23 protein-coding genes are annotated in these 25,577 nt (G+C 64.7%); 9 read left to right on the top strand and 14 right to left on the bottom strand.

What is annotated here, in order from left to right; translation table 11 throughout:
* Nucleotides 1-94 precede the first annotated feature (94 nt).
* Nucleotides 95-544, bottom strand: a complete 450-nt coding sequence (aroQ, locus tag FJU11_RS16130; RefSeq protein WP_141168107.1) for a type II 3-dehydroquinate dehydratase — start codon at nt 542-544, stop codon at nt 95-97.
* Between the two features lie 308 nt (nt 545-852).
* On the opposite strand from aroQ, the gene gap reads away from it, so the two are divergent.
* Nucleotides 853-1,857: a type I glyceraldehyde-3-phosphate dehydrogenase gene (gene gap, locus FJU11_RS16125; protein WP_141168106.1), complete on the top strand. Its 1,005-nt coding sequence runs from the start codon at nt 853-855 to the stop codon at nt 1,855-1,857.
* A 97-nt stretch (nt 1,858-1,954) separates the two neighbouring features.
* Here the strand turns inward: gap and FJU11_RS16120 are convergent, their stop codons facing one another.
* The 3 genes from FJU11_RS16120 to FJU11_RS16110 form a co-directional block, all read right to left on the bottom strand.
* Complete coding sequence (locus FJU11_RS16120; protein WP_141168105.1) at nt 1,955-3,058, bottom strand: Gfo/Idh/MocA family protein; 1,104 nt, start codon at nt 3,056-3,058, stop codon at nt 1,955-1,957.
* On the bottom strand, nt 3,055-3,840 hold the full coding sequence (locus tag FJU11_RS16115; RefSeq protein ID WP_141168104.1) for a ThuA domain-containing protein: 786 nt from the start codon (nt 3,838-3,840) through the stop codon (nt 3,055-3,057). Before FJU11_RS16115 ends, FJU11_RS16120 begins: the two co-directional genes overlap by 4 nt.
* A 129-nt stretch (nt 3,841-3,969) precedes the next feature.
* Nucleotides 3,970-5,994 carry a CocE/NonD family hydrolase gene (locus FJU11_RS16110; RefSeq protein WP_141168103.1) on the bottom strand — a complete coding sequence of 675 codons (2,025 nt, stop codon included), beginning with the start codon at nt 5,992-5,994 and terminating at the stop codon, nt 3,970-3,972.
* A 265-nt stretch (nt 5,995-6,259) separates the two neighbouring features.
* Between FJU11_RS16110 and FJU11_RS16105 the strand changes: the two genes are divergently transcribed.
* A complete protein-coding gene (locus FJU11_RS16105) occupies nt 6,260-7,603 on the top strand; it encodes an ABC1 kinase family protein (protein ID WP_141168102.1) in 1,344 nt (447 codons plus the stop codon).
* Nucleotides 7,604-7,669: 66 nt separating this feature from the next.
* Here the strand turns inward: FJU11_RS16105 and FJU11_RS16100 are convergent, their stop codons facing one another.
* Complete coding sequence (locus tag FJU11_RS16100; protein ID WP_235891076.1) at nt 7,670-8,431, bottom strand: SDR family oxidoreductase; 762 nt, start codon at nt 8,429-8,431, stop codon at nt 7,670-7,672.
* Nucleotides 8,432-8,685: 254 nt separating this feature from the next.
* Here FJU11_RS16100 and FJU11_RS16095 point away from each other — a divergent pair, with 254 nt between their 5' ends.
* A complete protein-coding gene (locus tag FJU11_RS16095) occupies nt 8,686-9,795 on the top strand; it encodes a GNAT family N-acetyltransferase (protein ID WP_181408221.1) in 1,110 nt (369 codons plus the stop codon).
* 197 nt (nt 9,796-9,992) lie between these two features.
* Here the strand turns inward: FJU11_RS16095 and FJU11_RS16090 are convergent, their stop codons facing one another.
* The 3 genes from FJU11_RS16090 to FJU11_RS16080 all read right to left on the bottom strand — a co-directional run bounded on the left by FJU11_RS16090 (nt 9,993) and on the right by FJU11_RS16080 (nt 12,991).
* Entirely contained in the window at nt 9,993-10,808 is an 816-nt protein-coding gene (locus tag FJU11_RS16090; protein ID WP_141168099.1) for a WecB/TagA/CpsF family glycosyltransferase, read from the bottom strand.
* A gap of 117 nt (nt 10,809-10,925) precedes the next feature.
* On the bottom strand, nt 10,926-11,369 hold the full coding sequence (locus FJU11_RS16085; protein ID WP_141168098.1) for a BLUF domain-containing protein: 444 nt from the start codon (nt 11,367-11,369) through the stop codon (nt 10,926-10,928).
* Complete coding sequence (locus FJU11_RS16080) at nt 11,366-12,991, bottom strand: EAL domain-containing protein (RefSeq protein WP_181408220.1); 1,626 nt, start codon at nt 12,989-12,991, stop codon at nt 11,366-11,368. The genes FJU11_RS16085 and FJU11_RS16080 overlap by 4 nt, the downstream gene beginning before the upstream one ends.
* Nucleotides 12,992-13,305: 314 nt before the next feature.
* Here FJU11_RS16080 and FJU11_RS16075 point away from each other — a divergent pair, with 314 nt between their 5' ends.
* Both FJU11_RS16075 and FJU11_RS16070 read left to right on the top strand, forming a co-directional pair.
* Nucleotides 13,306-14,643 (top strand): hypothetical protein, encoded by a 1,338-nt coding sequence (locus FJU11_RS16075; protein ID WP_141168096.1) that lies wholly within the window; start codon nt 13,306-13,308, stop codon nt 14,641-14,643.
* 50 nt (nt 14,644-14,693) lie between these two features.
* On the top strand, nt 14,694-15,497 hold the full coding sequence (locus FJU11_RS16070; protein ID WP_141168095.1) for a COG3904 family protein: 804 nt from the start codon (nt 14,694-14,696) through the stop codon (nt 15,495-15,497).
* A gap of 108 nt (nt 15,498-15,605) precedes the next feature.
* Here FJU11_RS16070 and FJU11_RS16065 read toward each other — a convergent pair whose 3' ends face one another.
* Nucleotides 15,606-15,827, bottom strand: coding sequence for a DUF3072 domain-containing protein (locus tag FJU11_RS16065; RefSeq protein ID WP_141168094.1), 222 nt, complete (start codon nt 15,825-15,827; stop codon nt 15,606-15,608).
* A gap of 299 nt (nt 15,828-16,126) precedes the next feature.
* Here FJU11_RS16065 and FJU11_RS16060 point away from each other — a divergent pair, with 299 nt between their 5' ends.
* From FJU11_RS16060 to FJU11_RS16045, 4 genes are all read left to right on the top strand, one after another.
* Entirely contained in the window at nt 16,127-16,687 is a 561-nt protein-coding gene (locus tag FJU11_RS16060; RefSeq protein WP_141168093.1) for a PAS domain-containing protein, read from the top strand.
* A gap of 45 nt (nt 16,688-16,732) precedes the next feature.
* Complete coding sequence (locus FJU11_RS16055; RefSeq protein WP_141168092.1) at nt 16,733-20,140, top strand: CheR family methyltransferase; 3,408 nt, start codon at nt 16,733-16,735, stop codon at nt 20,138-20,140.
* Nucleotides 20,115-20,480, top strand: a complete 366-nt coding sequence (locus tag FJU11_RS16050; protein ID WP_141168091.1) for a response regulator — start codon at nt 20,115-20,117, stop codon at nt 20,478-20,480. Before FJU11_RS16055 ends, FJU11_RS16050 begins: the two co-directional genes overlap by 26 nt.
* 357 nt (nt 20,481-20,837) lie before the next feature.
* Nucleotides 20,838-21,122 (top strand): hypothetical protein, encoded by a 285-nt coding sequence (locus FJU11_RS16045; protein WP_141168090.1) that lies wholly within the window; start codon nt 20,838-20,840, stop codon nt 21,120-21,122.
* 117 nt (nt 21,123-21,239) lie between these two features.
* On the opposite strand, the gene FJU11_RS16040 is transcribed toward FJU11_RS16045, so the two are convergent.
* From FJU11_RS16040 to FJU11_RS16020, 5 genes are all read right to left on the bottom strand, one after another.
* Nucleotides 21,240-21,656 carry a hypothetical protein gene (locus tag FJU11_RS16040; protein ID WP_141168089.1) on the bottom strand — a complete coding sequence of 139 codons (417 nt, stop codon included), beginning with the start codon at nt 21,654-21,656 and terminating at the stop codon, nt 21,240-21,242.
* A 22-nt stretch (nt 21,657-21,678) separates the two neighbouring features.
* Nucleotides 21,679-22,830 carry an outer membrane protein gene (locus FJU11_RS16035; RefSeq protein WP_141168088.1) on the bottom strand — a complete coding sequence of 384 codons (1,152 nt, stop codon included), beginning with the start codon at nt 22,828-22,830 and terminating at the stop codon, nt 21,679-21,681.
* Nucleotides 22,831-22,958: 128 nt separating this feature from the next.
* Complete coding sequence (locus tag FJU11_RS16030) at nt 22,959-23,960, bottom strand: hypothetical protein (protein ID WP_141168087.1); 1,002 nt, start codon at nt 23,958-23,960, stop codon at nt 22,959-22,961.
* Nucleotides 23,961-24,058: 98 nt separating this feature from the next.
* Nucleotides 24,059-25,105 (bottom strand): CsgG/HfaB family protein, encoded by a 1,047-nt coding sequence (locus FJU11_RS16025; protein WP_210242902.1) that lies wholly within the window; start codon nt 25,103-25,105, stop codon nt 24,059-24,061.
* The gene (locus FJU11_RS16020) at nt 25,096-25,542 is read right to left on the bottom strand and encodes a hypothetical protein (RefSeq protein ID WP_181408219.1); all 447 of its coding nucleotides are present in this window, start codon (nt 25,540-25,542) and stop codon (nt 25,096-25,098) included. Before FJU11_RS16020 ends, FJU11_RS16025 begins: the two co-directional genes overlap by 10 nt.
* Nucleotides 25,543-25,577 lie beyond the last annotated feature (35 nt).

The raw sequence follows: 25,577 nt of genomic DNA, 5'->3' as shown, positions 1-25,577 counted from the left end.
CAACCGCGTCTACCACCTCGACCGCGGCTTCGAACGCCTCGAAACCAAGCTCGGCGCATGCGGCGCCGAAATCGAGCGCGTCAGCGGGTAGGATTCAGATCGTTTCGGCGTCTACCGACGTCGCCATTCTGCGCAACGCCATCTCGTAGCCCTGCGTGCCGAACCCGGCGACGATGCCGTCCGCGCAGGTCGAGACGTAGGAGTGATGCCGGAAGGCCTCGCGCTTGTGGATGTTCGAGATGTGCACCTCGAAGATAGGGAAGGCGCACGCCTTCAGCGCATCGAGAATGGCGATCGAGGTGTGAGTGAACGCGGCCGGATTGATGATCAGCCCGCACGCTTCCTCCCGTGCCTCGTGGATCCAGTCGATGATCTGGAACTCCGCGTTGCTCTGATGAAAACGAACCGTCAGCCCGAGTTCTTCGGCAAGCCGTACGCACGACGCCTCCACGTCGGCGAGCGTTTCGCTGCCGTAGATCTCCGGCTCGCGCTTGCCGAGAAGGTTCAGGTTAGGTCCGTTGAGAATGAAGACGGGCTTGGTCACGGCAATCTCCTGAAGCGGCTCGGCCTCATGCCTTTAGCACTCGCATCAGGCAAGCGCGAGGCGACCTTTCCAATCGCGCTCATCCATGGGATTTCTACGCGACTTTCACCGTCGAGGTGAATGCCGGCGGGCAAAAGGACGCGGCGTCGGCCCGCTTTCGTCCCGATCGCTGGAATATGCGCGGCAAGTATGGCAAACGTGCCGCTGATTTCCGGCGGCGCACCTCGACAAGCTGCCGTTCACCCCATCGCCGACGGCCCGGCCGCGATGCCCGGGCCGTTCCGTCAAAACCTGATCGGAGGCTTTTCATGACTGTACGTGTCGCCATCAACGGGTTCGGCCGCATCGGCCGCATGGCCCTGCGGGCAGCCCATAGCGAATTTTCCGACATCGAGATCGTCGCCATCAACGACCTGCTCGAGCCGGACTATCTCGCCTACATGCTGAAATACGATTCCGTCCACGGACGCTTCGCCGGCGAGGTCTCGCTCGAAGGCGACGCGCTCGTCATCGACGGCAAGAAGATCCGCCTGACGTCGATCAAGGACCCCGCCGAACTGCGCTGGGGCGAAGTCGATGCGGACGTCGTCATCGAATCGACCGGCCTCTTCCTGACGGCCGAAGCCTGCGAGAAGCACATTGCCGCCGGCGCGAAGAAGGTGGTCCAGTCGGCACCGTCGAAGGATTCGACGCCGATGTTCGTCTACGGCGTCAACCACCACGAGTATGACGGCCAGAACATCGTATCGGCCGCCTCGTGCACGACGAACTGCCTGGCGCTCGTCGCCAAGGTGCTGAACGACACCTACGGCATCAAGCGCGGCCTGATGAGCACCGTACACGCGGCGACGGCGAGCCAGAAGACCGTCGACGGGCCTTCCTCGAAGGACTGGCGCGGTGGCCGCAGCATCCTCGAGAACATCATTCCGTCATCCACCGGTGCCGCGAAGGCCGTCGGCAAGGTCATCCCGGCGCTGAACGGCAAGCTCACCGGCATGTCCTTCCGCGTGCCCTCGGCGGACGTCTCCGTCGTCGACCTGACGGTGGAACTGGAAAAGAGCGCCACCTACGACGACATCTGCAAGGCGATGAAGACCGCCTCCGAAGGCGAGATGAAGGGCATTCTCGGCTACACCGACGAAAGCGTCGTCTCGACGGATTTCCGCGGCTTCCCCCTGCCCTCGATCTTCGATGCGGGTGCCGGCATCCAGCTCGACGAGACCTTCGTCAAGGTGGTTTCGTGGTACGACAACGAGTACGGCTACACCTGCAACATGCTGCGCTTCGCGCGCCACGTCGCCGAGGCGAAGTAGGCCGAAGCGCAGGGAAGTCGGCAGGAGAACGACGAAGGGCCGTCCGTGAAATCGGTCGGCCCTTCGTCGTTCTCCCGATCTCCGGCGCATACGGAGGCTACGGGCGGGCGGTCGCCATCGCATTCGCAAGATCGGACGCCGGCGCGAGCCCGGTCGGCATCATCCGGGACGCTTCGTGCGAGACGAAGCACAGGTCGAGCAGCTTCTGGATGTCCGCGGCACGCGCGAAGTCCGGCTCGCCGTTCTTTCCGCTGGCAAGCGCTTCGGCGAAACGCGCCTCGTTGCGCGGTGTGGCGGGGCATTCCTTCCGCCGCCATTTCTGCGTATGCACGTCCTCGCCCAGACACACGTCGAGGCTGGAATCGCGTTCGTTCGCCCAGATCTTCAATGCGCCGCGCTCGCCGTAGATCGTCAACCGCAGATCGTTGGCGTTGCCGGTCGCGTAGCGCGTCGCGTGGATGACGCCGAGCGCACCGTTGTCCATCTCGACCGTCATGGCGACGCTGTCGTTGACGTCGAAGGTATAGGCACCGATCGCTCCGCCCTCGGCCTTGTCGAAGACCTTCATGCGCGCCTGCAGCGCGGCGATCTCGAGGCCCGTTCCGAAGGTGACGAAATCGAGAATGTGAATGCCGATGTCGCCGATCACCCCCTTCGAGCCGTGGCCGCTCGAAAGCCTCCACAGCCAGCGCGGATCGGTACGCCAGTCGCCCCAGTGCGTCGCTGTCAGCCAGCTCTGCAGGTAGCTCGCCTCGACATGGCGGATCGGCCCGATCTCGCCGCCCTGCACCATCCGGCGCGCCATCTGAATCGCGTGGGCGTTGCGATAGGTGAGATTGACCATGTTGACGAGGCCCGCACGTTCGGCCGCCTCCGTCATCTCCCGCGCATCTTCGTGGCTGAGCGCAAGCGGCTTCTCGCAGAAGACCGCCTTCTTCGCCGCGATCAGGGCAAGCGTCGTCGGATGGTGGACGCCGTCCGGCGTTGCGTTGACCGCAGCATCGAACGCGCCCCAGTCGAGCGCGTCTTCCAGGCTGGCGAATACGTTCGCGATGCCGTGCTCGCGCGCGAACGTGGCCGCGCGTTCGCGGTCGGTGTCGACGGCGCCGACAAGCTTGATACCGGGCAGCCTGGAGAACTGTTCGGCATGGCGCTCGGCGATCGAGCCGGTGCCGAGGATGATCAGGCGATGTTCGCTCACCGGAACCCCTCCTCGCCTTCCTTGTGGAGCGACGCGCCCTTCGGCGTCAGCGTCTCGCGCGCGCGGTCGTACGGCACGTTCGGTGCTTCGGAAACGTCGGTCCACGGCCTTGCCGGATTATAGGCCCAGTGAACCGCATTCCTGAGCACCGTCTGGACCGCCTCGTCATGGTAGATCGGATAGGTCTCGTGGCCCGAACCGAAATAGAAGATGCGTCCAGCCCCGCGCTGATAGGTCAGGCCGGAACGAAAGACCTCGCCGCCTTCGTACCAGGAGACGAATACCGTCTCCATCGGCTCTGGAACGAGGAAGGGCTCGCCGTACATTTCCGAATTCGCGATCTCGATAGCCGGACCGACACCGTTTGCGATCGGGTGGCTGGGATTGATCGCCCACATGCGCTCGCGCTCGCCGGCCTCGCGCCAGCGCAACGAGCAAGGCGCACCCATCAGTCGCCTGAATATTTTCGAGAAATGACCGGAATGCAGCACGATCAGCCCCATTCCCTCGAAGACGCGCTGGGCGACCCGTTCGACGACCGCGTCGTCCACCTCGCCATGGGCCTTGTGGCCCCACCATAACAGGACGTCCGTTTCGGCGAGGCGTTCGGCCGGCAGGCCGTGCTCTTCATCGCGCAGCGTTGCGGTCGAAACGTCGATGCCCGCATCCACGGCAAGCGCCGCCGCGATGGTGGCATGGATTCCGTCGGGATAGATCCCGCGAACGGCCTCGTTCTCGTTTTCGTGCAGGAATTCGTTCCAAACGACCGTGCGAATGCTCATGCGCGCCTCCGATGGATTGGCGGGGCATCGCTTGCCGGCAACGTCACGACGTTCGCTCGCCCCCTCGCCCGTCTATCATGCAGGCGAAGGGGTCACCAGTCGGTACGGCGTCCCATCTTACCGGTGCGATCACAGATGGTTGCGCGGAATCTGCTCGTCCCAGACACGTTCGGCGACCTTTTCGTCCCCTTCCCATGCCTCGAGCTTCGCCTCGATGTGAAACGCCTCGGCGCTGGCCGTAAGGCGTGTCCAGGTCTTGGTGCGCACCCACCAGTCATCGCGGCTGAAGTCGAACGACCACGTCACCTCGCCATAGACCGAGCGATAGTCGTTGGCCGTGAACCCGTAGGTCTCGGTTCCGCGCTTGGCGACCGTCAGATCGCTGTCGGGGAAGTGGAAGGTTCCGCTGTCGTCGACGACCTTCACCGTCGTCGTGCCGCGACCGAGGTCGTTGACGACGTGCCAGGACTGCTTCTCCGGTTCGACGGTCGTTAGGTCGAGCGGCGGCGCCGTCTGGGCTTCGCCGAAGCGCTCCAGGGCGCGATCGTCGGGCGAAGGCGTGCGCTCGGGCAGACGCAGGGTGCATTCACCCGGATGGACGGTCAGCGTCACCGGTTCGGGCGACGGCCAGGCGAGCGGGAAGTAGTTCGTCGAGATCGAAAGGCGGATGCGGTGGCCCCGGCGAAAGTGCTGGGCGACGTGCTTGAACGGCACGGTGACCGTCGTGCGCTTGCCCGGCTCGAGCTTTTCGGGAAATTCGTGGCTCTTGCGGTGGGTCAGGTTGAAGAGACCGTAGGAGACGCGCGTCGCGGCCCCGTCGGGCGCGACGTCGCTGAGGCGCACGGCGACGATCGCGTCCGGCCGGTCGCTTTCGAAGACGAGGTCGAGCGCGGCGTCGCCGGCCATCTCGAAGGGTTCGTCGAGCGGTGCGGTCTCGAAGACGAGACTGCCGGCGTCGTCGGCACGCTGGTCGACCGGCTGGTCGCCCGGCATCGCGTAGGAACACCACTTGCCGCCGGCAAGACCCACGGAAAGCGGCGAATTGATCGTCATCGGCGCCGTTTCACCCACGGCCTCGCGCCGATCGAGCCGACCGCCCTGCATCAGATTGAAGCGTGCTGGCGTGACGTTGGGCGACGGCCATGACGGCTCGGCGATCCAGCGACCCTGCCGTCTTTCGTAGAAGCTCTTCGGTTCGGCATGGTCCTGCATGAAAATGCGAAGGCGCGGCTCGTCCATGACGCCGTTCTCCTCACCCTTCAGCCAATGGTCCCACCAGCGAATTTCTTCGTCGAGGAAGTTGATGGCGGGAAGCGGCTGACCGAGATGCGGATAGGTATGCGCCCACGGCCCCACAAGCCCCTTGCGCGGACCTTTCAGGTTTTCCATCAGCCGGAAGACCGAGCGGCAGTAGCCGTCCGCCCAGCCGGAGACCGCGTAGACCGGCACCTGCACGTCGTCGAAGTTCTCGCAGACCGAGCCGTGCTTCCAGAAATCGTCGCGCGTCTGGTGCTCGGTCCAGGTCTTCAGCCACAGATCGTTTTCCTGAAGGCGCTGCATCCAATCGTCGCGCCACCGATCTCCGACGTTGCGCGGGTCCGGCGGCAGCGTGTTCTCTCCGAACATCACGGATGCCCAGGACAGCTGATCGACCAGCATCGTGCCGCCCATGTAGTGGATGTCGTCGGCATAGCGGTCGTCGGTGGAACAGCAGGTGATGACGGCGCGCAATGCCGACGGCTGGAGCGCTGCGACCTGCAATCCGTTGAACCCGCCCCAGGAAATACCGATCATGCCGATCGATCCCGCACACCATGGCTGTTCGGTAAGCCAGGCGATCGCGTCCGCTCCGTCCTGCAGCTCCTGCGGCGTATACTCGTCGAGCATGATGCCTTCGGAATCGCCAGCGCCGCGCAGGTCGAGCCGGACATAGGCATAGCCGTGGCCCGCGACATAGGGCGCCGTGCCCGCGTCGCGCTTTAGCGTCAGGTCGTTCTTGCGATAGGGAATGTATTCGAGCACCGCGGGAACCGGATGATCCTCGGCATCTTCCGGCAGCCAGATGCGCGCGGCGAGCCGGCAACCGTCCGGCATCGGGATCTCGACATGTTCGAGTTCCTGGACGGCACGGGGGAATTCGCGAACGATGGCCATGGCCGGTTAGGCTCCCTTACGTCTTTTGGGATGTATGTGAAATGGGAACGCGAAAGCGGCCCGATGATACGAAAATAGGCTGAAGGCGAAAAATGCAACGCCATGGCCCTTCGTCTTCTGCAGCGTCCAGTGCGTCGATCAGCGAAACGTTATCTGCCTCGGTCCTGATTCGGTGCGGCTGCAGTGCACGATCACGCCCCTTTTCCGACCGAATGCCTGCCCCATCTTTCTGCAAAAGCAAGACGCGTGCCACATGGAGATGCGGATGAAGGACGATCCGACGGGAAGGCGGGGCCGGGCCGTGCCCGGTACACGGTTCTCGCGGTTCGGCCGTTTCGGTCAGCTCGCGACCGGTGTCGCGGGCGGCATGATGGCCGAGGGCGTACGCCGCCTTGCCGAGGGCGAGCGCCCGCACCTTCGCGATCTGCTTCTTACCCCCGGCAATGCGCGGCGCATGGCCGAGAGGCTCTCGCACCTGCGTGGCGCGGCGATGAAGCTCGGACAGATGATCTCGATGGATGCCGGCGACGTGCTTCCCGGCGACCTTGCCGAGATTCTGGCGCGCCTTCGCGATCAGGCCGACCCGATGCCCGATCGGCAGCTCGACCATATGCTCGCGGTCGAGTGGGGCCCGCAATGGCGCAGCCGCCTCGCCCGGTTCGACCGCAGGCCGATCGCCGCCGCCTCGATCGGCCAGGTCCATCGTGCGCGAACGTATGACGGACGCGAGCTGGCGGTGAAGATCCAGTACCCAGGCGTGCGCGAGAGCATCGATGCCGACGTCGACAACGTTGCGACGCTGCTTCGCGTTTCGCGGCTCGTGCCGAGCGGGCTGACGATCGCGCCCCTTCTCGAGGAAGCCAAGCGCCAGCTTCACGAAGAGGCCGACTACGTCCGCGAGGGCGAACAGATGACGCGGTTCGCCGACCTGCTTGTGGACGATCCGACCTTCTGCGTGCCGCGCCCGGTGCCCGACCTTTCCACCACCCGCATCCTCGCGATGGACTACATGCCGGGCGACGCGATCGAGACGCTTGCGAACGAGCCGCAGGCGGTGCGCGACCGCCAGGTCGAACGGTTGATGGCACTGACGCTGCGCGAACTCTTCTTGTTCTCGCTGATGCAGACCGATCCGAATTTCGCGAACTACCGCTATCAGCGCGACCGGGACCGGCTCGTACTTCTCGACTTCGGCGCGACCCGGCCGATCGAGGCGCAGACCGTCGAACGGTATCGCGGTCTTCTCGAAGCCGCGCTTTCCGGCCGGCGCGAGACGGTGCGCGAGGCCTGCGTGCACTCGGGCTTTCTCGATACCGGCACGCTCGCACGAGAAGGCCGGCGCATCGACCGGATGATCGACATCGGCCTCGAAACGTTTCATCGACCCGGCCCCTTCGATTTCGGCGACCGGCGCTTTGCCAGGCTCGTCGCCGAAGAGGGACAGGCGATCGCCGAGGACCCCGCGAACTGGACGCTGCCACCCAACGACATGCTCTTCGTCCAGCGCAAGATTACCGGCACCGCGCTGATCGCCGCCCGGCTGAAGGCGCGCGTCGACGTCCGCGCGCTGATCGCGCCCTATGCGCGCGGACCTGCCGACGCGGCCTGATCGCCGGCCGGCCATCGCGTCCGTATCGCTTGCGATATCTAAGGTTCCGTATGAACCTGAAAGGCTCTAAACGCTCGTCGTCATGCCCCCGTCCACGGCAAGGGTGTGCCCGTCGACGAACGAGGATGCGTCGCTCGAAAGAAAGACCGCGGCGCCGACGAGCTCTTCCACTTCGCCCCAGCGACCGGCCGGCGTCCGCCTTTCGAGCCAGGCGGAGAATTCGGCGTCCTCGACGAGCGTCCGGTTGAGCGGCGTCTTGAAGTATCCGGGCGCGATCGCGTTCACCTGAATGCCGTAGGCCGCCCAGTCGGCGGACATGCCGCGTGTCAGGTTGCGCACCGCACCCTTGGCTGCCGTGTAGGGCGCGATGCCCTTGCGCGCGAGCTCGCTCTGGACCGAAGCGACGTTGACGATCTTGCCGTGGCCGCGTGCGATCATGTGCCGGGCCACCGCCTGCCCGACGTGAAAGACGCTCGATACGTTCGTCTCGATGATCGCGCGCCACGCGTCGGCCGGAAAATCCTCGAGCGGCGCGCGATGCTGCATGCCGGCATTGTTGATCAGGATTTCGATCGGTCCGCTTTCGCTCTCAACGCGATCCACCGCCGCGACGATCGCCTTCGGATCGGTCACGTCGAAAACGGCGATTTCAGCCGCATACCCTTCCGCGCGGAGCACCGAAGCTGCGGCTTCCGCCCTCGCTTCGTCGCGCCCGTTCACGACGAGGCTCGCGCCGTGCGCGCCGAGGCCACGCGCGAGCGCGAACCCGATACCCTGGCTCGAACCCGTCACCAGGGCACGCCGGCCCGTCAGATCGAAAAGCGGCATCGTGTATCCTCCGTTTGGCAGGTGATCCGGCATTCGGTCCGGGACGATCCCGCCGCGACGCTGCGTCGCGCCGGTGACCGTTTGTGAAACGCAAAGCCATCGGACCGGCGCCGCTCGCGTTTACTCGCGCTTTGCGATTTGTCGCTAGTATGGGGCGTTGCATCCGCTTCCGACGGTGTCGCCGTGCCCGTGTTCATTCGAGCATTCTTGATGATCGATCTCGCTGCGTCCAATCTTGCCGGCCCACCCTCTTCATGACCCTTCATTCATATCGCTTCATCGCCGCCTGCGAAGAACGTTTCGATTTCCGCTCGGCGGAATACCGCGCGTTGTTCGAAGCCTCCGGCGCGAACGCCTTCCAGCATCCGATCTGGCTCGCGCAGCTTCACGAACGGCTCGTCGGGGACGGCGCGTGCGAGGCGGTGACGATTACCGTGCGCCATCGCCGCGACGGCACGCTCGCGCTCGTCCTGCCGATGGTCCGCCGCAGGGCCGGCGGCATGAAGCTCGTGGAGTTCGCGGACATGCGGGTCACCGACTATGCCGCGGCGGTGTGCGATCGCGAGACGCTGAAGTCGATCGCCGACGACGAGGAGATCCATCGGGCGATCCGCGCCGAGCTGAAGCCCTTCGACGTGCTGCGCATCGCCAAGCTCCACGAATGCACGGCCGACGACCTGTGCCGGATCCTCGACGCCGGTTCGCTCCGTCGCATGAAGACCAGCGCCTACGCCTGCGAATTGCCGGGAAACTTCGATGCCTGGCGTGACGCGAAGATGCGTAGATCCTTCCGCAGGGACCTCGACAAGAAGACCCGCCAGCTCCATCGCCGGGGTGCGACCACCTTCGAGACCGTGCGAGACGGCGAAGAGATCGCCCGTACCCTGGAAGCCATGCGCGCGTTCCGGGCAAGCCGTTTCAGAAGCGAGGAACAGGCCGCCGGCGATCTCCTGCGAAGCCGCGACCATCGCGAATTCTATCTTGCCGTGGCGCGCGAAGGGGCGGCGCAATACGCCCGGATGTACCGCATATGCGTGGACGGACGCATCGTGGCCTGCGCGATGGGCCTGTCACATGCCGGCGCCCTGCTCGTCGTCCTCATCGGCTTCGACCAGGCAGAATTCGGCCGCCAGTCCGTCGGAAGCCTGCTCTTCCAGCACATCGGTCGCGACTGCATCGAACGCGGCGACCGCCTGCTCGATTTCACCATCGGCGACGAAGCCTACAAGAGCTATTTCGGTGCCGAGCAACGACCGCTCTTCACGCTCTCGAAGGTCCGCACGCCGACCGGCCTCATCGCAGACGTCGCCACCGAGCGACTCCCGTTCGTCAAGGAATGGGCGCGGAGCGTACTCGATCATTGATCGTTTTGGCGAAGCGAACGGTCGATCGTCGCATGCGGGTCCGCAAATGCTCGACGATCCCCGGCCGCAAGCCGAAACGCTTCTCGACGCCGAGCGACCAAACCTATCCGATCTCGACGACTTTTGTCCGTGAAATGCCGCCCGACGACACGCGGACGTGTCGGCACGGAAGCGATGCCGTATGATCCAGGAAGGTTTCAGGCGGAATGGCGCAGCATGGCGTAGATGGCGCGCGGATTGGTCGTCAGGTAGCGCCAGCCGAGCCGGCGCGGCTCCTGCAGCACGCGCCAGAACCATTCGAGCCCGGCGCGCTGGACGATTTCGGGCGCGCGCCGCGTGGCACCGGCGAGATGGTCGAAGAGGCCGCCGGCCGTCTTGATCAGGCCGACATTCGGCAGCGACGGGCCATAGTCGCGAATGAAGTGCTGCGCCTGCTGCACGCCGATGCCGAGCCACAGAATATCGGGGGACAAGCGGTCGATCTCGGCAAGCTTTTCTTCGAGTTCCGCGCCCTGATGATAGCCGTGCGCATGGCCCAGCAGCCGCAGATCGGGATAGGCCTCGCGCACTGCGGCGGCGGCGGTATCGACGCGCTGCTGCGTCGAGCCCAGCATGTAGAAGGTATCGCCTCCCCGCTCGGCGAGACCGGCGACGTCGTGGAAGAGATCCGTCGTCGCGACGCGGCCCGGCAGCGAGCGGTGGCAAAGCAGTCGTGAGGCGAAGACGAGAGACTGGCCGTCGGCGAAGATATGGTCGGCTTCGGCGAAGAGCGCGTCGAGTTCGGGGTCGTCGTCAACGCGTGCGATCACCTGACCGTTCGAGGACGTGTAGTTGAGCGGACGGTCACCACGGCGATGCGACCGCGCGGCGCGGATCATCAATCGCGCGGCGGCCGGCCGATCGACGACGCTGATCGACATGCCGCCGAGCGTCACCGTCTCCACGCCATCGTCCGGTCCCGAAGCTTCCGGGAAATCCCGGCGATGGGGGCCGATACTCTCCACACTCGTCATCAGTGATTACTCGTTGTCGGCCGGATTTTCCGGCCTGCCTTGCCCGGCGACAGGGAAACTACGCGTGCCGGGAAAGGGAAAAAAGTCGAATGACCGAACGCAGTTAACGAACGGTGCTCAGGCGGCGGCGGCTTCTTCCTCGATGGCGAGCCGTTTCAGGACGGAATGGATCTCGTCGCCGCTCAACCGTGCGACGTCGAAGCCGCTCTTCGTGCCGACCTCGGCAAAGCGATGGGCGTTCGTCTCCGAGCGTCCGAGGAAACCCATCGCCCAGCTGCCGAAGGCGCGTTCGGCGATCGGCTCGAGCGCGAGCAGGGAAACGTCGCCGTGGCGCTCGTCCTGCTGGATCCGCTCGAAGGTCCTTTCCACCGCGTCGAGTGGACCTTCCAGAACCTGCGCGAAACAGCCGGCGTTGAAGAGCAGCGCCCCGGTTATGCCGTCCTTGTCGTTGTTGACGCGGCTTCGCTCGAGGATCTGCTTGATCTCGGCATCGAGTTCGCCGTTCTGATCGGGGATGTGGTTCCGGCTGTAATAGACCAGACGATAGATAACGGTGCTCATGAAGCGGCCTCCGTGCGTTGCTGACCGTTTTCGAGGAAGCGGGCTATGCGGTCGACCGTCATCGGCCGGCCCGTGAGGTAGCCCTGAACGTAGGTGCACCGCTCTTCGCGAATGCGATTGAGCTGCTCGTCGGTTTCCACGCCCTCGGCGGTGATCGCCATGCCGAGGCTCGTTCCAAGCCCCGCGACCGCCTTGAGGATGGCGTCACAGTCCGCGCCGGTGCCGGCGACGAAGGAACGGTCGAGCTTGATCTTGCTGAAGGGAAACTTCTGCAGATAGGCGAGCGAGGAATAGCCCGTTCCGAAATCGTCCATGGAGATGTGCACGCCGAGATCGCGCAGCGCATGCAGGGTCGCAAGCACGTTCTCCGTATCGTCGAGAAGCGCACCCTCGGTGATCTCGACCTCCAGGCGCGAAGCCGGCAGGCCCGAACGCTCGAGCGCGGAAGAAACGGTTTCGAGCAGCGTGTCGGACTTGAACTGGAGCGGGGACACGTTGACGGCGGCGACCATGTCGCCAGGCCAGTTCGCTGCCGCCTCGCAGGCGCTTCTCAGCACCCATTCGCCGATCGTCACGATCAGTCCCGTCTCCTCGGCGAGCGGGATAAAGTCGAGCGGGGGAACGTTGCCGCGTCGGGGATGGTGCCAGCGCAGGAGCGCTTCGAAGCCGATCACGCGATTGGACTTCAGGTCGAGGAAGGGCTGGTAATGCAGTTCGAACTGTTTGAGGGCGAGCGCGCGGCGGAGGTCGATCTCCAGTTCGCGACGTTCGCGCAGGTTCGCGTCCATGCCGAACTCGAAGCAGCGGAACCGCGCGCGGCCGGCTCGCTTCGCCTCGTAGAGCGCGAGGTCCGCGTTGCGCATGACGTCGCGGCCCTGATATCCGGAACCGGAATAGGCAAGGCCCACGCTCGCGCCGATATTCACCGTATGTCCGTTCAGCACGTAGGTGCGGCCGAGCAGGTCGACGAGGCGGTTCGCCAGCCGTTCCGCCTCGCCCTCGCGGACGGGCGCGCACTGAAGGACGACGAATTCGTCGCCGCCGATACGGGCGACGACGTCTTCCTTCCGGCACGCCTTCGCAAGTCGCTCGGCGACCTTCTTCAGCAGCGCGTCGCCGATGGCGTGGCCGAGCGTGTCGTTGACGAGCTTGAACCGGTCGAGGTCGATGCAGTGCACGGCAATCTCGCCGAGATCGCCGCGTTCCACGAGCGCCACGTCGAGGGCGCGCATGAAGCAGTTCCGCGTGGCGAGCCCGGTGAGTTCGTCGCAGGCGGGTCCATCCTCATGGTTCGCCGCGCCGCCGGCGTGCAGCGAGACGACGCACAGGCCGTTTTCCATCGGCTCGAAACGGGCGATGTATTTCGTGTGGTCCTCGGTCGTCAGCGTGCTGACGCGACCGACCGTGGCGGCCTGGCCCGAATGCAGATAGTACGGAAAGAGATCGGCGAGCGATCGACCGACGAGCCACACGCCGAAGGTCTTCTCACCGGCCGTGTTCGCGTAGACGATTTCCCCGTCGGCGTTAACGACCACGACCGGCTCGGCGAGACCGTCGAGGATGCGTTCGCTCGTTGGAAGGGGGGTCTCTCTCGCCGCAATCGGGATGGCTGCCGCGTTCATGCCTGCCTCGCTTTCGTACCGTTGCGCACCCTTCACGCATCGGCTTAACAAAATGGAACGAAGGCCCCGGCGGACATGGCCGAACGGCATGGATTTATCTGTCTTGGTTAGGAAAAGCTGAAGAACGCGGGCCCGTTTCGATCCGCAACCGTCCCGTGTGTTGTTTTGGCGCCGTGCGCCGAATGCGTGACAATCGGGAAGAATTCCCTACCTTGTCGTGAAAAGGGACGCGTGCCGATGGTGCCGCGGCAGACCGGCGATCGCCGGAAAGGCCGCATGAGCATCCGGCCTTTCGAACGGGGATCGACACCGCTATGCGCGACGCCACCCTTTCCAGACGCCTCGAAGGCCATGTCCGCTCGCTCGAGACGATGACGCGTTTCGTGCTCGCCACGCTGGCGCTTGCAAGCGGCGTCTACACCTATCTCGGGGTGCGCAGCCTGCTCGACGGCTCCGCGACCGGCGTGTTCTTCGCCGCCATCATGTACGCCGGCGCGGTCTCGGTCGGCATCTACGGGTTCTGGACCTATCTGATGCGCTTCCTTCCGGAGATGCGCAGCTTCTCCTCGCGCATCGGGCTTGTCGCCGTAATGGTGCTCGGATGTGCGATGATCGTGGCGATGTCGTCATGGCTGAACGCCGCCGCGCTCGCCGGATCGGCGGCGGTCGAGCAGCATCTGGCGGAAACGCTCGAAGGCTATACGAGCGATCTCGACCAGGCGCACGACAATGCGCTCGGCTCGCTTTCGCTGCTGCCGGACATCCAGCGCGCAGAGGCCCGCTTCTCCAGGCTTGCCGACGAGGAGCGTTCGTCCGGCGCGCTGACGGGCACCTCGGGCTCGGGCAGCGTCGTACAGCTTCTTTCCCAGATGTCGGCACAGATGGCCGAACTCGAGCAGACGATCGGCGGTTCGCGCAAGACGGTCAGCCAGCTCTTCGAGAAGGGTCAGGCGAAACTCGCGGAGATGCGAGGGCTCGTTTCGGGATCCGGCCCCGTCCAGCCACGCTCCGACACCTTCGCCAAGCGCGCAGTGGAGCTTTCCGGCATCATCTCCTCGTTGCAGCAGACCTCCGCGGCGCCCTCCCTCGCACGTGCGGCGCAGGACCTCGCCGCCGGCTTCATCGCCCCCGTCGCCGACGGCAGCGACGCCGATCTAGCGGGTCGCCAGGACGCGGTAATGAAGACGGTGCGCCAGTCGGTCGCCGCGCAATCGACCGCGCTGGCGCAGGCAGCCGACGAGATCATGCAGCAGCCGAAGGTCGCCGAGCGGCGCTACGTTCCGCTGTCGTCCGCAGAAGCGGTTCTTCGCTATGCGACGAGCTTCCTGCCGAGCTGGGCGGGCGCGATTTCCATCGACCTCCTGCCAGCCGTCCTCGTGCTGATCCTGTCTGTCGTCTACGCGACGATCCGCGAAGGCGAGGACGAGATGAGCGACGCCGAACGCATGTCGGCCGCCGACCTCCTGCGCGCACTCGACATCAACGAACGCTTTCGCCAGCGCTCGCACGGTATCGGCGAACCGGAGCCCGAGACCGAGCCCGTCGAAGAGACTGGGACCGAAAGGCGCGAAGACGACGCAGCGTCTTCCGGCCGAGACCATGGCCCGAACGTGACCGCCCTCGCCCGCTCCGAGCCCAAGCGGCCCGACTGATGCCGCAAACGAGCGAACGCACCGGAACCGAACGCCTCGGACAAAGGGCGATGCGTGCATTCGCCCGCATCGACGACGGAGATCTCGCGCGCTGGGCGTTTCGTATCCTGCTCGTTGGTGCGGTCGCGATTGTCGTCCTCGACTATCGCGACCTGCGTACCGAAACCGTTCCCGCGACACCGGCGGATCCCGCCCAGGAACAACCGATACTGCCGCCGGACGTCGCGACGGACGGCGAGGGAAACAGAAACACGAGGCCGGCGCCCGAACACGATCCGCGCCGGGATGTGACGACGAGCGAGGATGCACTGAACGGGCCGATCCGCTTCGATCTTACGAAAGACAACGTGCTCCGGGCGACCGGACGCATCGACCATGCGGCCGCCGAACGCCTGAAGAAGGAACTTCGCGAGCGTGGCGAGTACGTCCACACCGTCGATCTCGATTCACCTGGCGGCGATCTCGGCGCGGCGATCGCCATGGCCGATACGATCCGCGAGCACGAACTCGACACACGCGTGCCCAAGGGTGCGCTGTGCGCTTCTTCCTGTCCGCTGGTTCTGGCGGGCGGCGTTCACCGCAGCGTCGACGACAAATCGGCAGTCGGCGTGCATCAGTTCTATACCGCGACGGATGCCGAACAGAACCCGGCGCAGGCGATCGCCGATGCGCAGATCACGACGGCCCGCATCGTGCGCCATCTCACGGCAATGGGCGTCGATCCCATGATCTGGGCGGATGCCCTGACGACGCCACCACGATCGCTGCACTACCTTACGGCAGACGAGATGGCGACCTATCACCTGACGACGGACGGCACGAAGCCGGCAGTTACGACCTCGTCGCCGTCCTGAAAGCCACACGATCAACCTCGCCATAGCCGCCTCGTGAGATACGCTGCAAAGGAGTGACGAACCCTATCCGAGGCCGTCACTCCCGAGCTGCCAAAAGGCAGGAACGCGCTACTCCATTCCCGCCTTTTTCTTCAGGCGGTCGATACGTTCGGAAGCCTCGCCCTTCGTCAGCCCGTCCTCGTATGCATCGGGCTCGTGCGCCTGCTCGGAGAGCGTCTTGAGGTAGGATGCCTGGGCACCGGTCATCGGATCGTCACCGCTCACCCAATCCTCCGGGTCCTTACGCGTGTTCGAGCCGTCGTCGGACTTGACGTCAGCAGCATTGGTCATGGTTCTTCTCCTGTACGATGTGAGCGGGTAACGCTACCGTTCCACCTTTGTTCCCGCTAGCGCAATGCGGGCGAGCGTTTTCAAAGCGCATCGGATTTGCGGCCGACTGCCTGGATAAGCCGCGTGCCGGAGGCCGGTGTCACAGCGCCCGGTCGCAAATAAATCGCGGCGTCGTGGTTGGAGGCGATCGCTACCCGACAAGGTATGGAGGTACCGCAGGGCGATGCCAAAGTCGTCCGCGGTTCTTTTCAACCACACCTTCGGGCATTATGTGGCGTGCAAACGGATCAAACGAGTCGATGACAAGCCAAGATCTTCCGAAGGCTCTGACGAGTTATTTCCAGAATGCTCCCGTCGCATTGGCTCTTGCCGACGCCACGGACGACCATCCGCTACTGATGATCAACGAGCGTTTCACCCGGCTGACCGGCTATGGGCCGGAAGACGCGGTCGGGCACAATTGCCGCTTCCTTCAGGGGGAAGCGAAGAACCCGCAGGCGCGCGTGAACATCCACCGGTTCCTCGAGACGGAGCGCCAGCCGAGCGTTCGCACGCCGATCGTGAATTTTCGCAAGAATGGCGAGCCCTTCGTCAATCTGCTCTTCATGACCAAGCTGCGCTCGACCGGGAACAAGCTGCGTTACGTCTTCGCCTCGCAGTTCGACATCAGTCGCTCCCATCCCGAACTGCTCGAGGAATACGAGGTCGAACTGGACCGCACCATGACGCAGCTCAGTCCGGTGCTCGCCGAGAGCGGCGTCGTGCTGGAGGGCACGTTGAGTTCGCTCGCCAACACGGCTTCCACGATCGCCCAGGCGAAACTGACGCTTGCCGAACTCGAGGGCGGTTACAATTCCTGACGTTTCCCGCCATCCAGCGTTCGTAAGGACCCGTTCGTGTCGTCGATGAGCAGCACGCCGCCGATCGTCGGCGTCGGCGCGTCCGCCGGCGGCCTGGAGGCTCTGCGCGAGATGCTGTCGAGCGCGGAATTGCCGCTCGGCCTTGCCTTCGTCGTCGTGCAGCACCTCGATCCGACGCATGAAAGCATGCTCGCTCAGTTGCTCGACCGGCAGACGAGCCTTTCCGTGCTCCAGTGCGAAGGCGGCGAACGCATCGAGGCGGACACGGTCTACATCATCCCCCCCGGTCACGGTCTGGCGATCAATCAGGCCGTGCTGGAGCTGACCGAGTTCAGCCAGCCGCGCGGCCTGCGCCGGCCGATCGACGACTTCTTCATTTCGCTGGCCGCCGACCAGCAGGCGAATGCGGCATGCGTCATCCTTTCGGGCACCGGGGCGGACGGCACGACTGGCCTGCGCGCCATCAAGGAACATGGCGGCGTCGCGGCGGTCCAGAAACCCGACACCGCGCGCTACGACGGCATGCCGCTTTCGGCCGTGGGAACCGGGCTCGTCGATTTCGTCGAACCCCCGGACATCCTGCTCGGTGCGCTGAAGAACTATTTCCATCGCCGGCTTTCCGAATCCACCCTCGAGGACGAGGCCGAACTGGTCGCCGACCACGTCGATGATCTGTGCCGGGTGCTGCGCTCGGCCGTCGGCCACGACTTTTCCGGCTACAAGCGTTCGACCTTCATTCGCCGCGTCGAACGGCGCATGCAGGTCCTCGATGCGCCGAGCGGGCGTGCCTATCTCGAACGCATCCGCAACGACACGCACGAATGCGAAGCGCTCTTCCGCGATCTCCTCATCAATGTGACCCGCTTCTTCCGCGACTTCGATGCGTTCGAGACGCTGCGCGAACGTGTCATCGAGCCGCTCGTGAAAAGCCGTTCCACGGGCGAGGAAGTCCGCATCTGGATCCCCGGCTGTTCGAGCGGCGAGGAAGCGTACTCCATCGCCATGCTGTGCGCGGAGGTCCTGCGCGGGATGGAAGATCATCCGACGATCCAGATCTTCGCCACGGACATCGACGAGCGCATGCTGGAGGTCGCACGCGAGGGCGACTATCCCTCCTCCGCTCTTGCCGATATTCCCTATGCACTGCGCGAACGCCACGTGACTCCCCGTGGCGAGCGCTTCGTCATGACGCCGGCGATCCGCGACATGATCCGCTTTTCCAACCACAGCGTGGTGAAGGATCCGCCGTTTTCGCGCATCGATCTCGTTTCGTGCCGTAACCTGCTGATTTATTTTGACGATCGCTTCCAGCAGTCGGTGCTTCCCCTGCTGCATTACTCGATCCGTCCGGGCGGCTATCTGTTTCTCGGACCGTCGGAATCCATCGGTCGCTACGAAAACCTCTTTTCGTCCGTCGATCACGGTGCACGGCTCTTCGAACGGCGCCCGGGCCAGCCGCGATATCCGATCGACCTTCCCGCCCAGACCCAGCCGCGCTCCTCCGACAACGAGCCGCGCCGGCGCGAGCGCAAGCCGCAGGCGCGCCAGGACGCGGAGGCGATGCAGCGCGTCATGGACCGCTACGCGCCGCCGAGCATGGTTCTCGACACCGAGGGCAACATTCTTTCCGCCTATGGCCGGCTCGGCCGCTATCTCGATTTCCCCGTGAGCCGGATCGGCGGCGCCAGCGCGGTCTCGCTCGCCCGGCCGGGCCTGCGAAACGTGCTCGGCCGGCTGCTGCGCGAATGCCGTCAGAGCCGCAAGCGCGCCATCGTACGCGACGTCGAGGTCACGGCCGACCATGGCGTTCAGCGCATCGACGTCGTCTGCGATCCCCTGCCCGACGACAGCCTCCTCTTCATTCTAAGGGACACCGCACCCTTCGAATCGAAGTTCGAGCCCGACATCGACGAGCTCGATCCGGGGGACGACCACGTCGAAGTGCTCGAAGGCGAGCTTCGCGATACGCGCCAGCGCCTTCGCACGACCGTCGAGGAGCTGGAGACGACGAACGAGGAACTGAAGAGCTCCAACGAAGAAATGATGTCGATGAACGAGGAGCTCCAGTCGACGAACGAGGAGCTTTCCACGGTCAACGACGAGCTCAAGAGCAAGGTCGACCAGCTCACCGTCGCCAATTCCGACCTCCGGAACTTTCTCGATTCGACCGATCTTGCCGTCGTCGTACTCGATAGCCGGCTGTGCGTGCGAAGCTACACGGAGCCTGCGACCGAGATCTTCCCGTTGCAGCCTTCGGATCGGGAGCGCCCGCTGGAAGACGTCGCGAGCCGCCTGTCGTCGAGCGAGTATCTGGACGACGCGCGGGCCGTCGCGAACGGCGAACCGGCGCGCCATCGCAGGCTCGCCAACCGGGACGGCAGCCAGACCTATTCGCTGAGGACGATGCCCTACCGCACCCACGACGGAAGCATCGACGGCGCGACGCTCGTCATGACGAACATCACCGAGGCGCTGACCCTCGAGCGCAGCCTCGCCGAGGAACGCGAACGGCTCAAGCTCGCCATCAAGGCCGGTCATATCGGCGTTTGGGAATACGACGTCGAGACGGGCGAAACCTTCCTGGATGCGACCGAAAAGGAACTGCTCGACGCGCCGAACGGCGACGTCGTGCATATCGACACGCTGATGGACCGCATCGTCGACGCCGACCGGGCCGAGGTCGAGAGCGCGCTACGCCGGGCGAGCGGTGGCGAAAGCGACTTCGAGGCGACGTTCCGCATCGAGACCGCCTACGGGGATACGCGGCACATCAAGGGGTTCGGGCGCCTTGCCGGCGACGGGCGCGGCGGCGGAAAGCTGACCGGCGTCTCGATCGACATCACGGCCGAATATGCTTTGGCCGAGACGCGCGAACTGATGCTTCGCGAGATGAACCACCGGGTGAAGAACCTCTTCGCCATCATGGGCGGTCTCGTATCGGCCGGCGCGCGCTCGCATACGAACCTCAAGGATTTCGTTGCCGATCTGCGAGAGCGCATCTCCGGGCTCGGTCGGGCGCACTCCCTATCCTCCTCGTCGAACTACGATCAGGCGATCGACCTCGAGGAGCTCGTCCTTGCCACGCTCGACCCCTATCGCGACCACACGTCGATCGAGATCGGCGGGCCGGAAGTATCGATCGACCATCGCTATCTGTCGTCCCTTGCACTCATGATGCACGAATGGACGACGAACTCCGTCAAGTACGGGGCGCTCGCGTCGGATCGGGGCCGTCTTGCGATCGGGTGGGAACAAGTCGGGGGGCTCGTTCGTCTGAAATGGCATGAGGATCTGGACGAGGCCGTCGAAATTTCGGAAGGAAGCGGCTTCGGCACGGTTCTCGTCCAGACATCGGCACGTCAGCTACAGGCGGATGTGCGCCGTCGCACCGATGGTAACGCGTTCATAATCGAGGTCGACCTGCCTGATGCCGTGCTCGCATCCCAATCGTGAACTCCTCCTCGTGGAGGACGAGTTCTTCGTCGCCCTGGATCTGCAGGACATGGCCGAAGAAGCCGGATTTTCCGTCGACGGGCCGTACGCGACCGTAAGCGAGGCGCTGACCGTCGCAGCCGACCGGCACGTATGCTGCGCGATCCTCGACGTCCGCCTGCTCGACGGCGAGGTCGGTCCGCTCGCCGACATGCTCTACGCCAACGATGTGCCGATCGTGTTCCATTCCGGCCATGTCGACAACGCCGAGCTCGAAAAGCGCTATCCGGAGGCGACGATCTGCATGAAGCCGAGTTCGCCGACCCGGATGAAGCAGATCCTGCTCGAACTGGCCTCCTGAGCCTTTCGCCACGATCCACAGTTCACGCCGTTTGGCGACGGCGCTCCGCAAACCCTTGAAAATTTGAGCGTGCCGGACCCGTCGCGCACCACCTGACTGCAGGCGGCGTTCGGAACGAATGCGGGAGAGCGAAAGGTGCCCGGCGAAATTCAGGTGTGATCGTTGCGACACCTTTGTTGCAATAATCACACAGCGCCGATCCGCAGTTGCGGCACTGCGAAGCATGGAGCGATCGTTTCTCCGGCTGAAGCGTTGTGCATTCGCTGTCGGCACGACCAACTCGCAATGCCCGCACGGTCGAAGACGGCCGGCACCGCCGACAAGCCGCGGGCGAGAACGGGGCGCACGATGACGCCGATGGCTGCAATCGACCGCCTGACCAAGATCGTCATGCGCGACAACCATGTCGCCGACGGCGACGAGGTCGAACGGTTGCTGACGGCGGCCGTCAGCGGCATGCCGGATCGTCGCCACGCCGAGGATCTCGTCGACGAGTTCTGGACCACGATGCGCATCATCGAGATCAGCTTCACGCTCGACGAGGATGGCGGGCGCTACATCGATCAGGACCGCCAGTTCTGCCTGTCCATGCTTCGCGAAATCGCCGAGGCGAACCCGCAGGCCGACGGCCTCGCGCATTAAGACAGGTCGCGAGGCCGCACGGTCGCCGATCTGTCTGCCGCCCGCCCTACTGCGAACACCAAAAGCGGGCGGCAGATCGTTTCCGTTCTCGACGGAAAACAAAAATGCGCGATCGTCTCACACCGTCAGCGAGACCCGATCGAGCCTGTGTTTGACGTCGGCTTCCAGATTTTCCCTGCACAGGAGAGCCATGGGCGCCTCGATCCATTGCACGTCGACGGTGGCGGTCCGGGCTTCGAGGACGAGGCGCAGAAAGATGGTGATCCCCGACAGGCGAAGCATTGTGTCGAGCCGGATTGTCGGTTCGCCCGCCCAGTCCAGATCGAAGGAAGCCGCATCCGCAAAGCGAACCACGCCCGGGGCGAAGTAGAGATCCGCCGCCCCGTCGAAGAGATCGGAGATCGCTCCCCAGCATTCGAAGCGAATGAAGGCGACGAATTCGCCGACGTCGACGAGGCGCAGCTCCGAGGCCACGGGGCGAAGCGCCTCGCCGACGATGCGGTGATACTGGCTGGCTATGAATTCGGCCTTCATGCGCCGACCTCCCGACCCACGCCTACTGGAAGTGGTAGGAGACGGTCGCCATCACCGTGTGGAAATCGACGTCGTCGTCCACCGAGCTTCGCAGCGTGCGACTGTCGCCGAGGTCGAAGTCGCCCTTGAAATCCGCGTCGCCGAGATTGGTGTAGCGGTACTCCACGCCGAAGCTCAGATGCGGCGTCAGCAGGTAGCTCGCGCCGCCGCCGACCGTATAGCCGACGAGCGTGTCGGTATCCTCCTGCGAATCGAAGGATGGCGCGTCGAAGCGCGTCTTGACGTCGCCGAAGGCGAGGCCGCCCGTGCCGTAGATCAGCAATCGGTCGATCGCGTAGCCGACGTTCAGCCGGGCGGACGCGACATAATCGAGGCTTTGGTGCGCGGTGATGCGGCTATTGCCGTCTCCGAGCGAGCCGGAACGGTCCGCGTCGAGGAAATCGATGCTCGCTACCGGTCCGATCACGAATTGCCCGAACTGGAAGTTGTAGCCAGCATGCGCGCCGCCGACCAGTTCGTCTCCGAACCCGTTGGAAAAGCCGTTGGCGAGATCGATCCTCTCCTCGATCGAAGCGTTGCCACCGTCGCCATCGTCGTCGAACGTCGTCAGGCGGCGCTGGAGCGTCGCCGGCCGGTCGTCGTCGTCCGAAGCGTTCGCCCCGTCGTCCCCGTCGCCGGATTGCGATCCGTCGCCCGACGTGCCGTCAGCAAGGACCGCGCCGGTTCCGGTGTTGTCCGTTCCGGCACCGGCGACGCCGAACTGGTCCGCTGTATCGAAGCCGTCGTCGATGGCCGAGCATGCTGCGGTGTTCGGCGTGACGCCACAGGCCGCGCCGATGTCGCCGCCGTCCGCACTTCCGCCGTTGTCGTTTCCGTTGTTGCCGCCATTGTCGCCGTTGTCGCCGTTGTCGTCACCGCCGTCGTCGTTATCGTCCTGGTCGTCGTTGTCGTCGTTGTCGTTGTTGCCGCTGCGTTCGGTCGTGGAGCGCGAACGCAGGGACCCGTCGTCTCCTGCGAAGGCACCGCCGATCTGGCCGCCGGCGTAGAAGCCGCCCCAGGTCACCAGCGGCGGCGGCACCATCTGCGCGGGCGGCGCCGGCGGCAGGATGAAATCGGCCGCATGGGCCGGCGCGATCGCCACCCCGGCGGATAGAAACAGAACGAGCTTCTTCATGTCAGTGCTCCCCTCAGAGCGATCGGCGTTGAACCGGGCACCCCGACGGGTGCGGAAAAAGGTGCCCGCCGCGGATGCGGCGGGCAAAGCCACGCCGGACATCGGCCCGGCGCAGCGAGCGACGAGGCCTAGTCGGAGTCGTTGTCCGAGTTGGCCGAACCGGAGGAATCGCCGGTCACGACCGTGATGCCGCCGGAATTGTAGGCACCGATCGCGGTCGTCGAGATGCCGTCGATACGCGACTTCAGGCCGCCGACGGTGACCGAGCCGTTGATGAAGCCGTCGTTGAAGGCGACGTTCGTGGTCAACGTGTCGGCAACGAAGCCCGAACGCGAAGCGGCGTCACCGAAGGTCGCGTTGAAGCTCGGGCCATCCTGGTCGAAGGCGGTCGAGTAGGACGACCGTGCGATCGCCGAATTGTCGTCGAGCGCAACGTTCGAGAAGGACGACTCGTCGTCGGAGCTGCTCAGCGTACCACCGTCGAAGCCGCCGCTCAGGCTCGTGTTGCTGGCGCTTTCAAGCGTCGGCAGGGCGACATCGCCCGTTCGATAGGCACCCAGCGCCGTCGTCGAGATCTGATCGGTGATGTTGGTGGTACCGCCCTGCACGACCGCGTTGAGGTAGTCCGGATCGAAGATGCCGGCACCGGCGCCAGCAAAGACGCCGAGATCCACGTCGGCACTGAGAACACCGGAATCGGCAGCCGTGTTCGGCGTGCTGCCACCGGCGGCACCGGCGTCGATATCGACGGAACCGTTCAGCGCGAGGCCGGCATTGACGCCGAGCGTGAACTCGCCGGTGGCGAAGTCGCTGAGATTGACCGCTTCCGGCGTAACATTTACCGAAGCATCGACATTCGCGCTGTTGAGCGAACCGCCGATGACGATGCCGTTGTCATAGTTGTCTGCCAGGTCGAGGATGTTCGAACCCAGCGTCTGGCTCAGATTGTCGCCGGAACCGTCGGTGCTGATATCGTCGATGTCGAGCTGTCCGTTCTGGATCGCGTTGCCCAGAACGTTCGCGGCGATCTCCGGATCGATGTTCGAGATATCGACGACCTGTGCATTCGCGGCAGCCATGCCGAAGGTCAGAGCCAGCACGGAAACGCCGGCGAGAAACCCAGTTTTCATAGTCCACTCTCCTTTTGGATGCCGCCCGTTCCGGGTCGGCTCGATATGCGGGCTCGGTCCCCCGATACCCGCCATACGAAGGTTCACCCCCCGCATTCTCATTGGCCGAAGAGGGCCTGCGCCCGGGCACGGTCACGCGTGCTCGTCGCATGGCCCGTCTGCGAGCCGTCGCCATGCTGCGTCGCCTTGCGGATGACCTTTTCCCCTTCTGCCTTCGTCTCGTCGGCTTCCGCCGGCTCGGCCTTCATGGCCGCGATCTTTTCCTTGAGGTGCCCACCGGGCCCGTTCTCCATCGCCTGCAGCTTGTCGAGACGTTCCTTCGTGCCGGTGTGCCGGATCGACCCGAAAGCGGTGTCGATCTTCGGTCGGCAGGCCTCAAAGGCCTTGGCTTTCATCACCTGGGTCAGCAGGTCGAAGGTCGCGAAGTTCAGCATCTGCCGCAGGGCGAGGTTGGTCGCTTCGCGTTCGCGCCCGCCGATGTCGCCGGCAACCAGCGTGTCGCCGAGGAAACGGCCGAAGCCGATGCCCGCCTCGTCCTGGAAGATCTGCTTTTGCAGAGGTACGTCGGCGACAACGCGCGACGTGCTCGCCTGCGTCAGCGCCAGATCGAGCCCGACGAGAATGCGGTTCTGGCGGTAGCGCGGACCGACGCCCGCGACCTGCACCTCCGCTCCGCTGCCGGGAATGAAGTCGAGCGAGTTGATCGAGCCCGTGATGTAGAAGTTCGTCGGGATCAGATGCTTCGGGCTCTTGATCTTCCAACCGATCTCCGTTGTCGTGATGCGCGGATCACGGCGGTTGACGACCGTCGCACCCGCCTTGAAGAGCGCCGACTGGACGATGTCGCCGGCGCCTTGCGTGACGAACTTGCCGGTGCCGCCGTCGGTGAAGGACTCCTTGCCCGTCCGGTCCTCGATCGCACCGACGGAAAAGACCAGCTTGTTCGAGATCTTTCCCTTCAGGCAGCTCAGCGCCGTATCGAAGGGCGTGACGATATCGCGGATGGGCGGCCCCTGGATCAGCGCCGCATCCTGGTTCGCCCCGGCGATACCCGGCGCACCCGCGCAGCCCGTCAGTGCAAGTGCCGGGAGGCAGATGCACGCCACGGCAAGCTTTCGCCTGCGTTCGTCTCCGATCAGTTGCACGCCGACGCCCCCTCGCTTCCCGAGGAGATGTCGATGGACCCGTCCTGGCAGCCGTTGGAGTACGACGTGCTCGCGTTGTCGAAGCGGTTCCCGTCACCGCCGAAATCGACGTTCGTTTCGGAGCTATTCACCGAACCGGTCGAGTTCGACTGGTTCTTGATGTTCGTGCTGTTGTCGTTGGTGACGTCGTAATAGTTCTTGGCCGAGTCCGCGTAGTAGCCGCTGTCCTTCTTCTCGATGATCTGCGCCTGGTTCAGCTTCAGCGCCATGGCGTTCGTGCCGCCGAAATTGTAGCCGCCGCTCCAGTCCATGGGCGCCGAAGACACGCTCTGTGCGTGAGCGGTCGCGGCGCCCACCGTCAGAACCGCCGTCGCAACGAGGAAGCGAAGGCGGCGAGACACGGCTCGCCCGTCGTGGTGGCATCGAGTGCCCGTCATGCAAATCCCCCTGGCCCCTGTCGGGCCCTGCGTGC

This window comes from Pararhizobium mangrovi, assembly GCF_006516965.1.
GTDB lineage: Bacteria > Pseudomonadota > Alphaproteobacteria > Rhizobiales > Rhizobiaceae > Pararhizobium_B > Pararhizobium_B mangrovi.
Note: the sequence above shows the minus strand (reverse complement) of the source record. Positions and strands in the feature narration are given on the sequence as shown.

Bases quoted from the DNA above. Each gene is read 5' to 3' on its own strand.
- gap (WP_141168106.1), top strand. From the start codon at position 853: ATGACTGTACGTGTCGCCATCAACGGGTTCGGCCGCATCGGCCGCATG.
- FJU11_RS16115 (WP_141168104.1), bottom strand. From the start codon at position 3,840: ATGAGCATTCGCACGGTCGTTTGGAACGAATTCCTGCACGAAAACGAG.
- FJU11_RS16110 (WP_141168103.1), bottom strand. From the start codon at position 5,994: ATGGCCATCGTTCGCGAATTCCCCCGTGCCGTCCAGGAACTCGAACAT.
- FJU11_RS16105 (WP_141168102.1), top strand. From the start codon at position 6,260: ATGAAGGACGATCCGACGGGAAGGCGGGGCCGGGCCGTGCCCGGTACA.
- FJU11_RS16100 (WP_235891076.1), bottom strand. From the start codon at position 8,431: ATGCCGCTTTTCGATCTGACGGGCCGGCGTGCCCTGGTGACGGGTTCG.
- FJU11_RS16095 (WP_181408221.1), top strand. From the start codon at position 8,686: ATGACCCTTCATTCATATCGCTTCATCGCCGCCTGCGAAGAACGTTTC.
- FJU11_RS16090 (WP_141168099.1), bottom strand. From the start codon at position 10,808: ATGACGAGTGTGGAGAGTATCGGCCCCCATCGCCGGGATTTCCCGGAA.
- FJU11_RS16085 (WP_141168098.1), bottom strand. From the start codon at position 11,369: ATGAGCACCGTTATCTATCGTCTGGTCTATTACAGCCGGAACCACATC.
- FJU11_RS16080 (WP_181408220.1), bottom strand. From the start codon at position 12,991: ATGAACGCGGCAGCCATCCCGATTGCGGCGAGAGAGACCCCCCTTCCA.
- FJU11_RS16075 (WP_141168096.1), top strand. From the start codon at position 13,306: ATGCGCGACGCCACCCTTTCCAGACGCCTCGAAGGCCATGTCCGCTCG.
- FJU11_RS16070 (WP_141168095.1), top strand. From the start codon at position 14,694: ATGCGTGCATTCGCCCGCATCGACGACGGAGATCTCGCGCGCTGGGCG.
- FJU11_RS16065 (WP_141168094.1), bottom strand. From the start codon at position 15,827: ATGACCAATGCTGCTGACGTCAAGTCCGACGACGGCTCGAACACGCGT.
- FJU11_RS16060 (WP_141168093.1), top strand. From the start codon at position 16,127: ATGACAAGCCAAGATCTTCCGAAGGCTCTGACGAGTTATTTCCAGAAT.
- FJU11_RS16055 (WP_141168092.1), top strand. From the start codon at position 16,733: ATGAGCAGCACGCCGCCGATCGTCGGCGTCGGCGCGTCCGCCGGCGGC.
- FJU11_RS16050 (WP_141168091.1), top strand. From the start codon at position 20,115: ATGCCGTGCTCGCATCCCAATCGTGAACTCCTCCTCGTGGAGGACGAG.
- FJU11_RS16045 (WP_141168090.1), top strand. From the start codon at position 20,838: ATGGCTGCAATCGACCGCCTGACCAAGATCGTCATGCGCGACAACCAT.
- FJU11_RS16040 (WP_141168089.1), bottom strand. From the start codon at position 21,656: ATGAAGGCCGAATTCATAGCCAGCCAGTATCACCGCATCGTCGGCGAG.
- FJU11_RS16035 (WP_141168088.1), bottom strand. From the start codon at position 22,830: ATGAAGAAGCTCGTTCTGTTTCTATCCGCCGGGGTGGCGATCGCGCCG.
- FJU11_RS16030 (WP_141168087.1), bottom strand. From the start codon at position 23,960: ATGAAAACTGGGTTTCTCGCCGGCGTTTCCGTGCTGGCTCTGACCTTC.
- FJU11_RS16020 (WP_181408219.1), bottom strand. From the start codon at position 25,542: ATGACGGGCACTCGATGCCACCACGACGGGCGAGCCGTGTCTCGCCGC.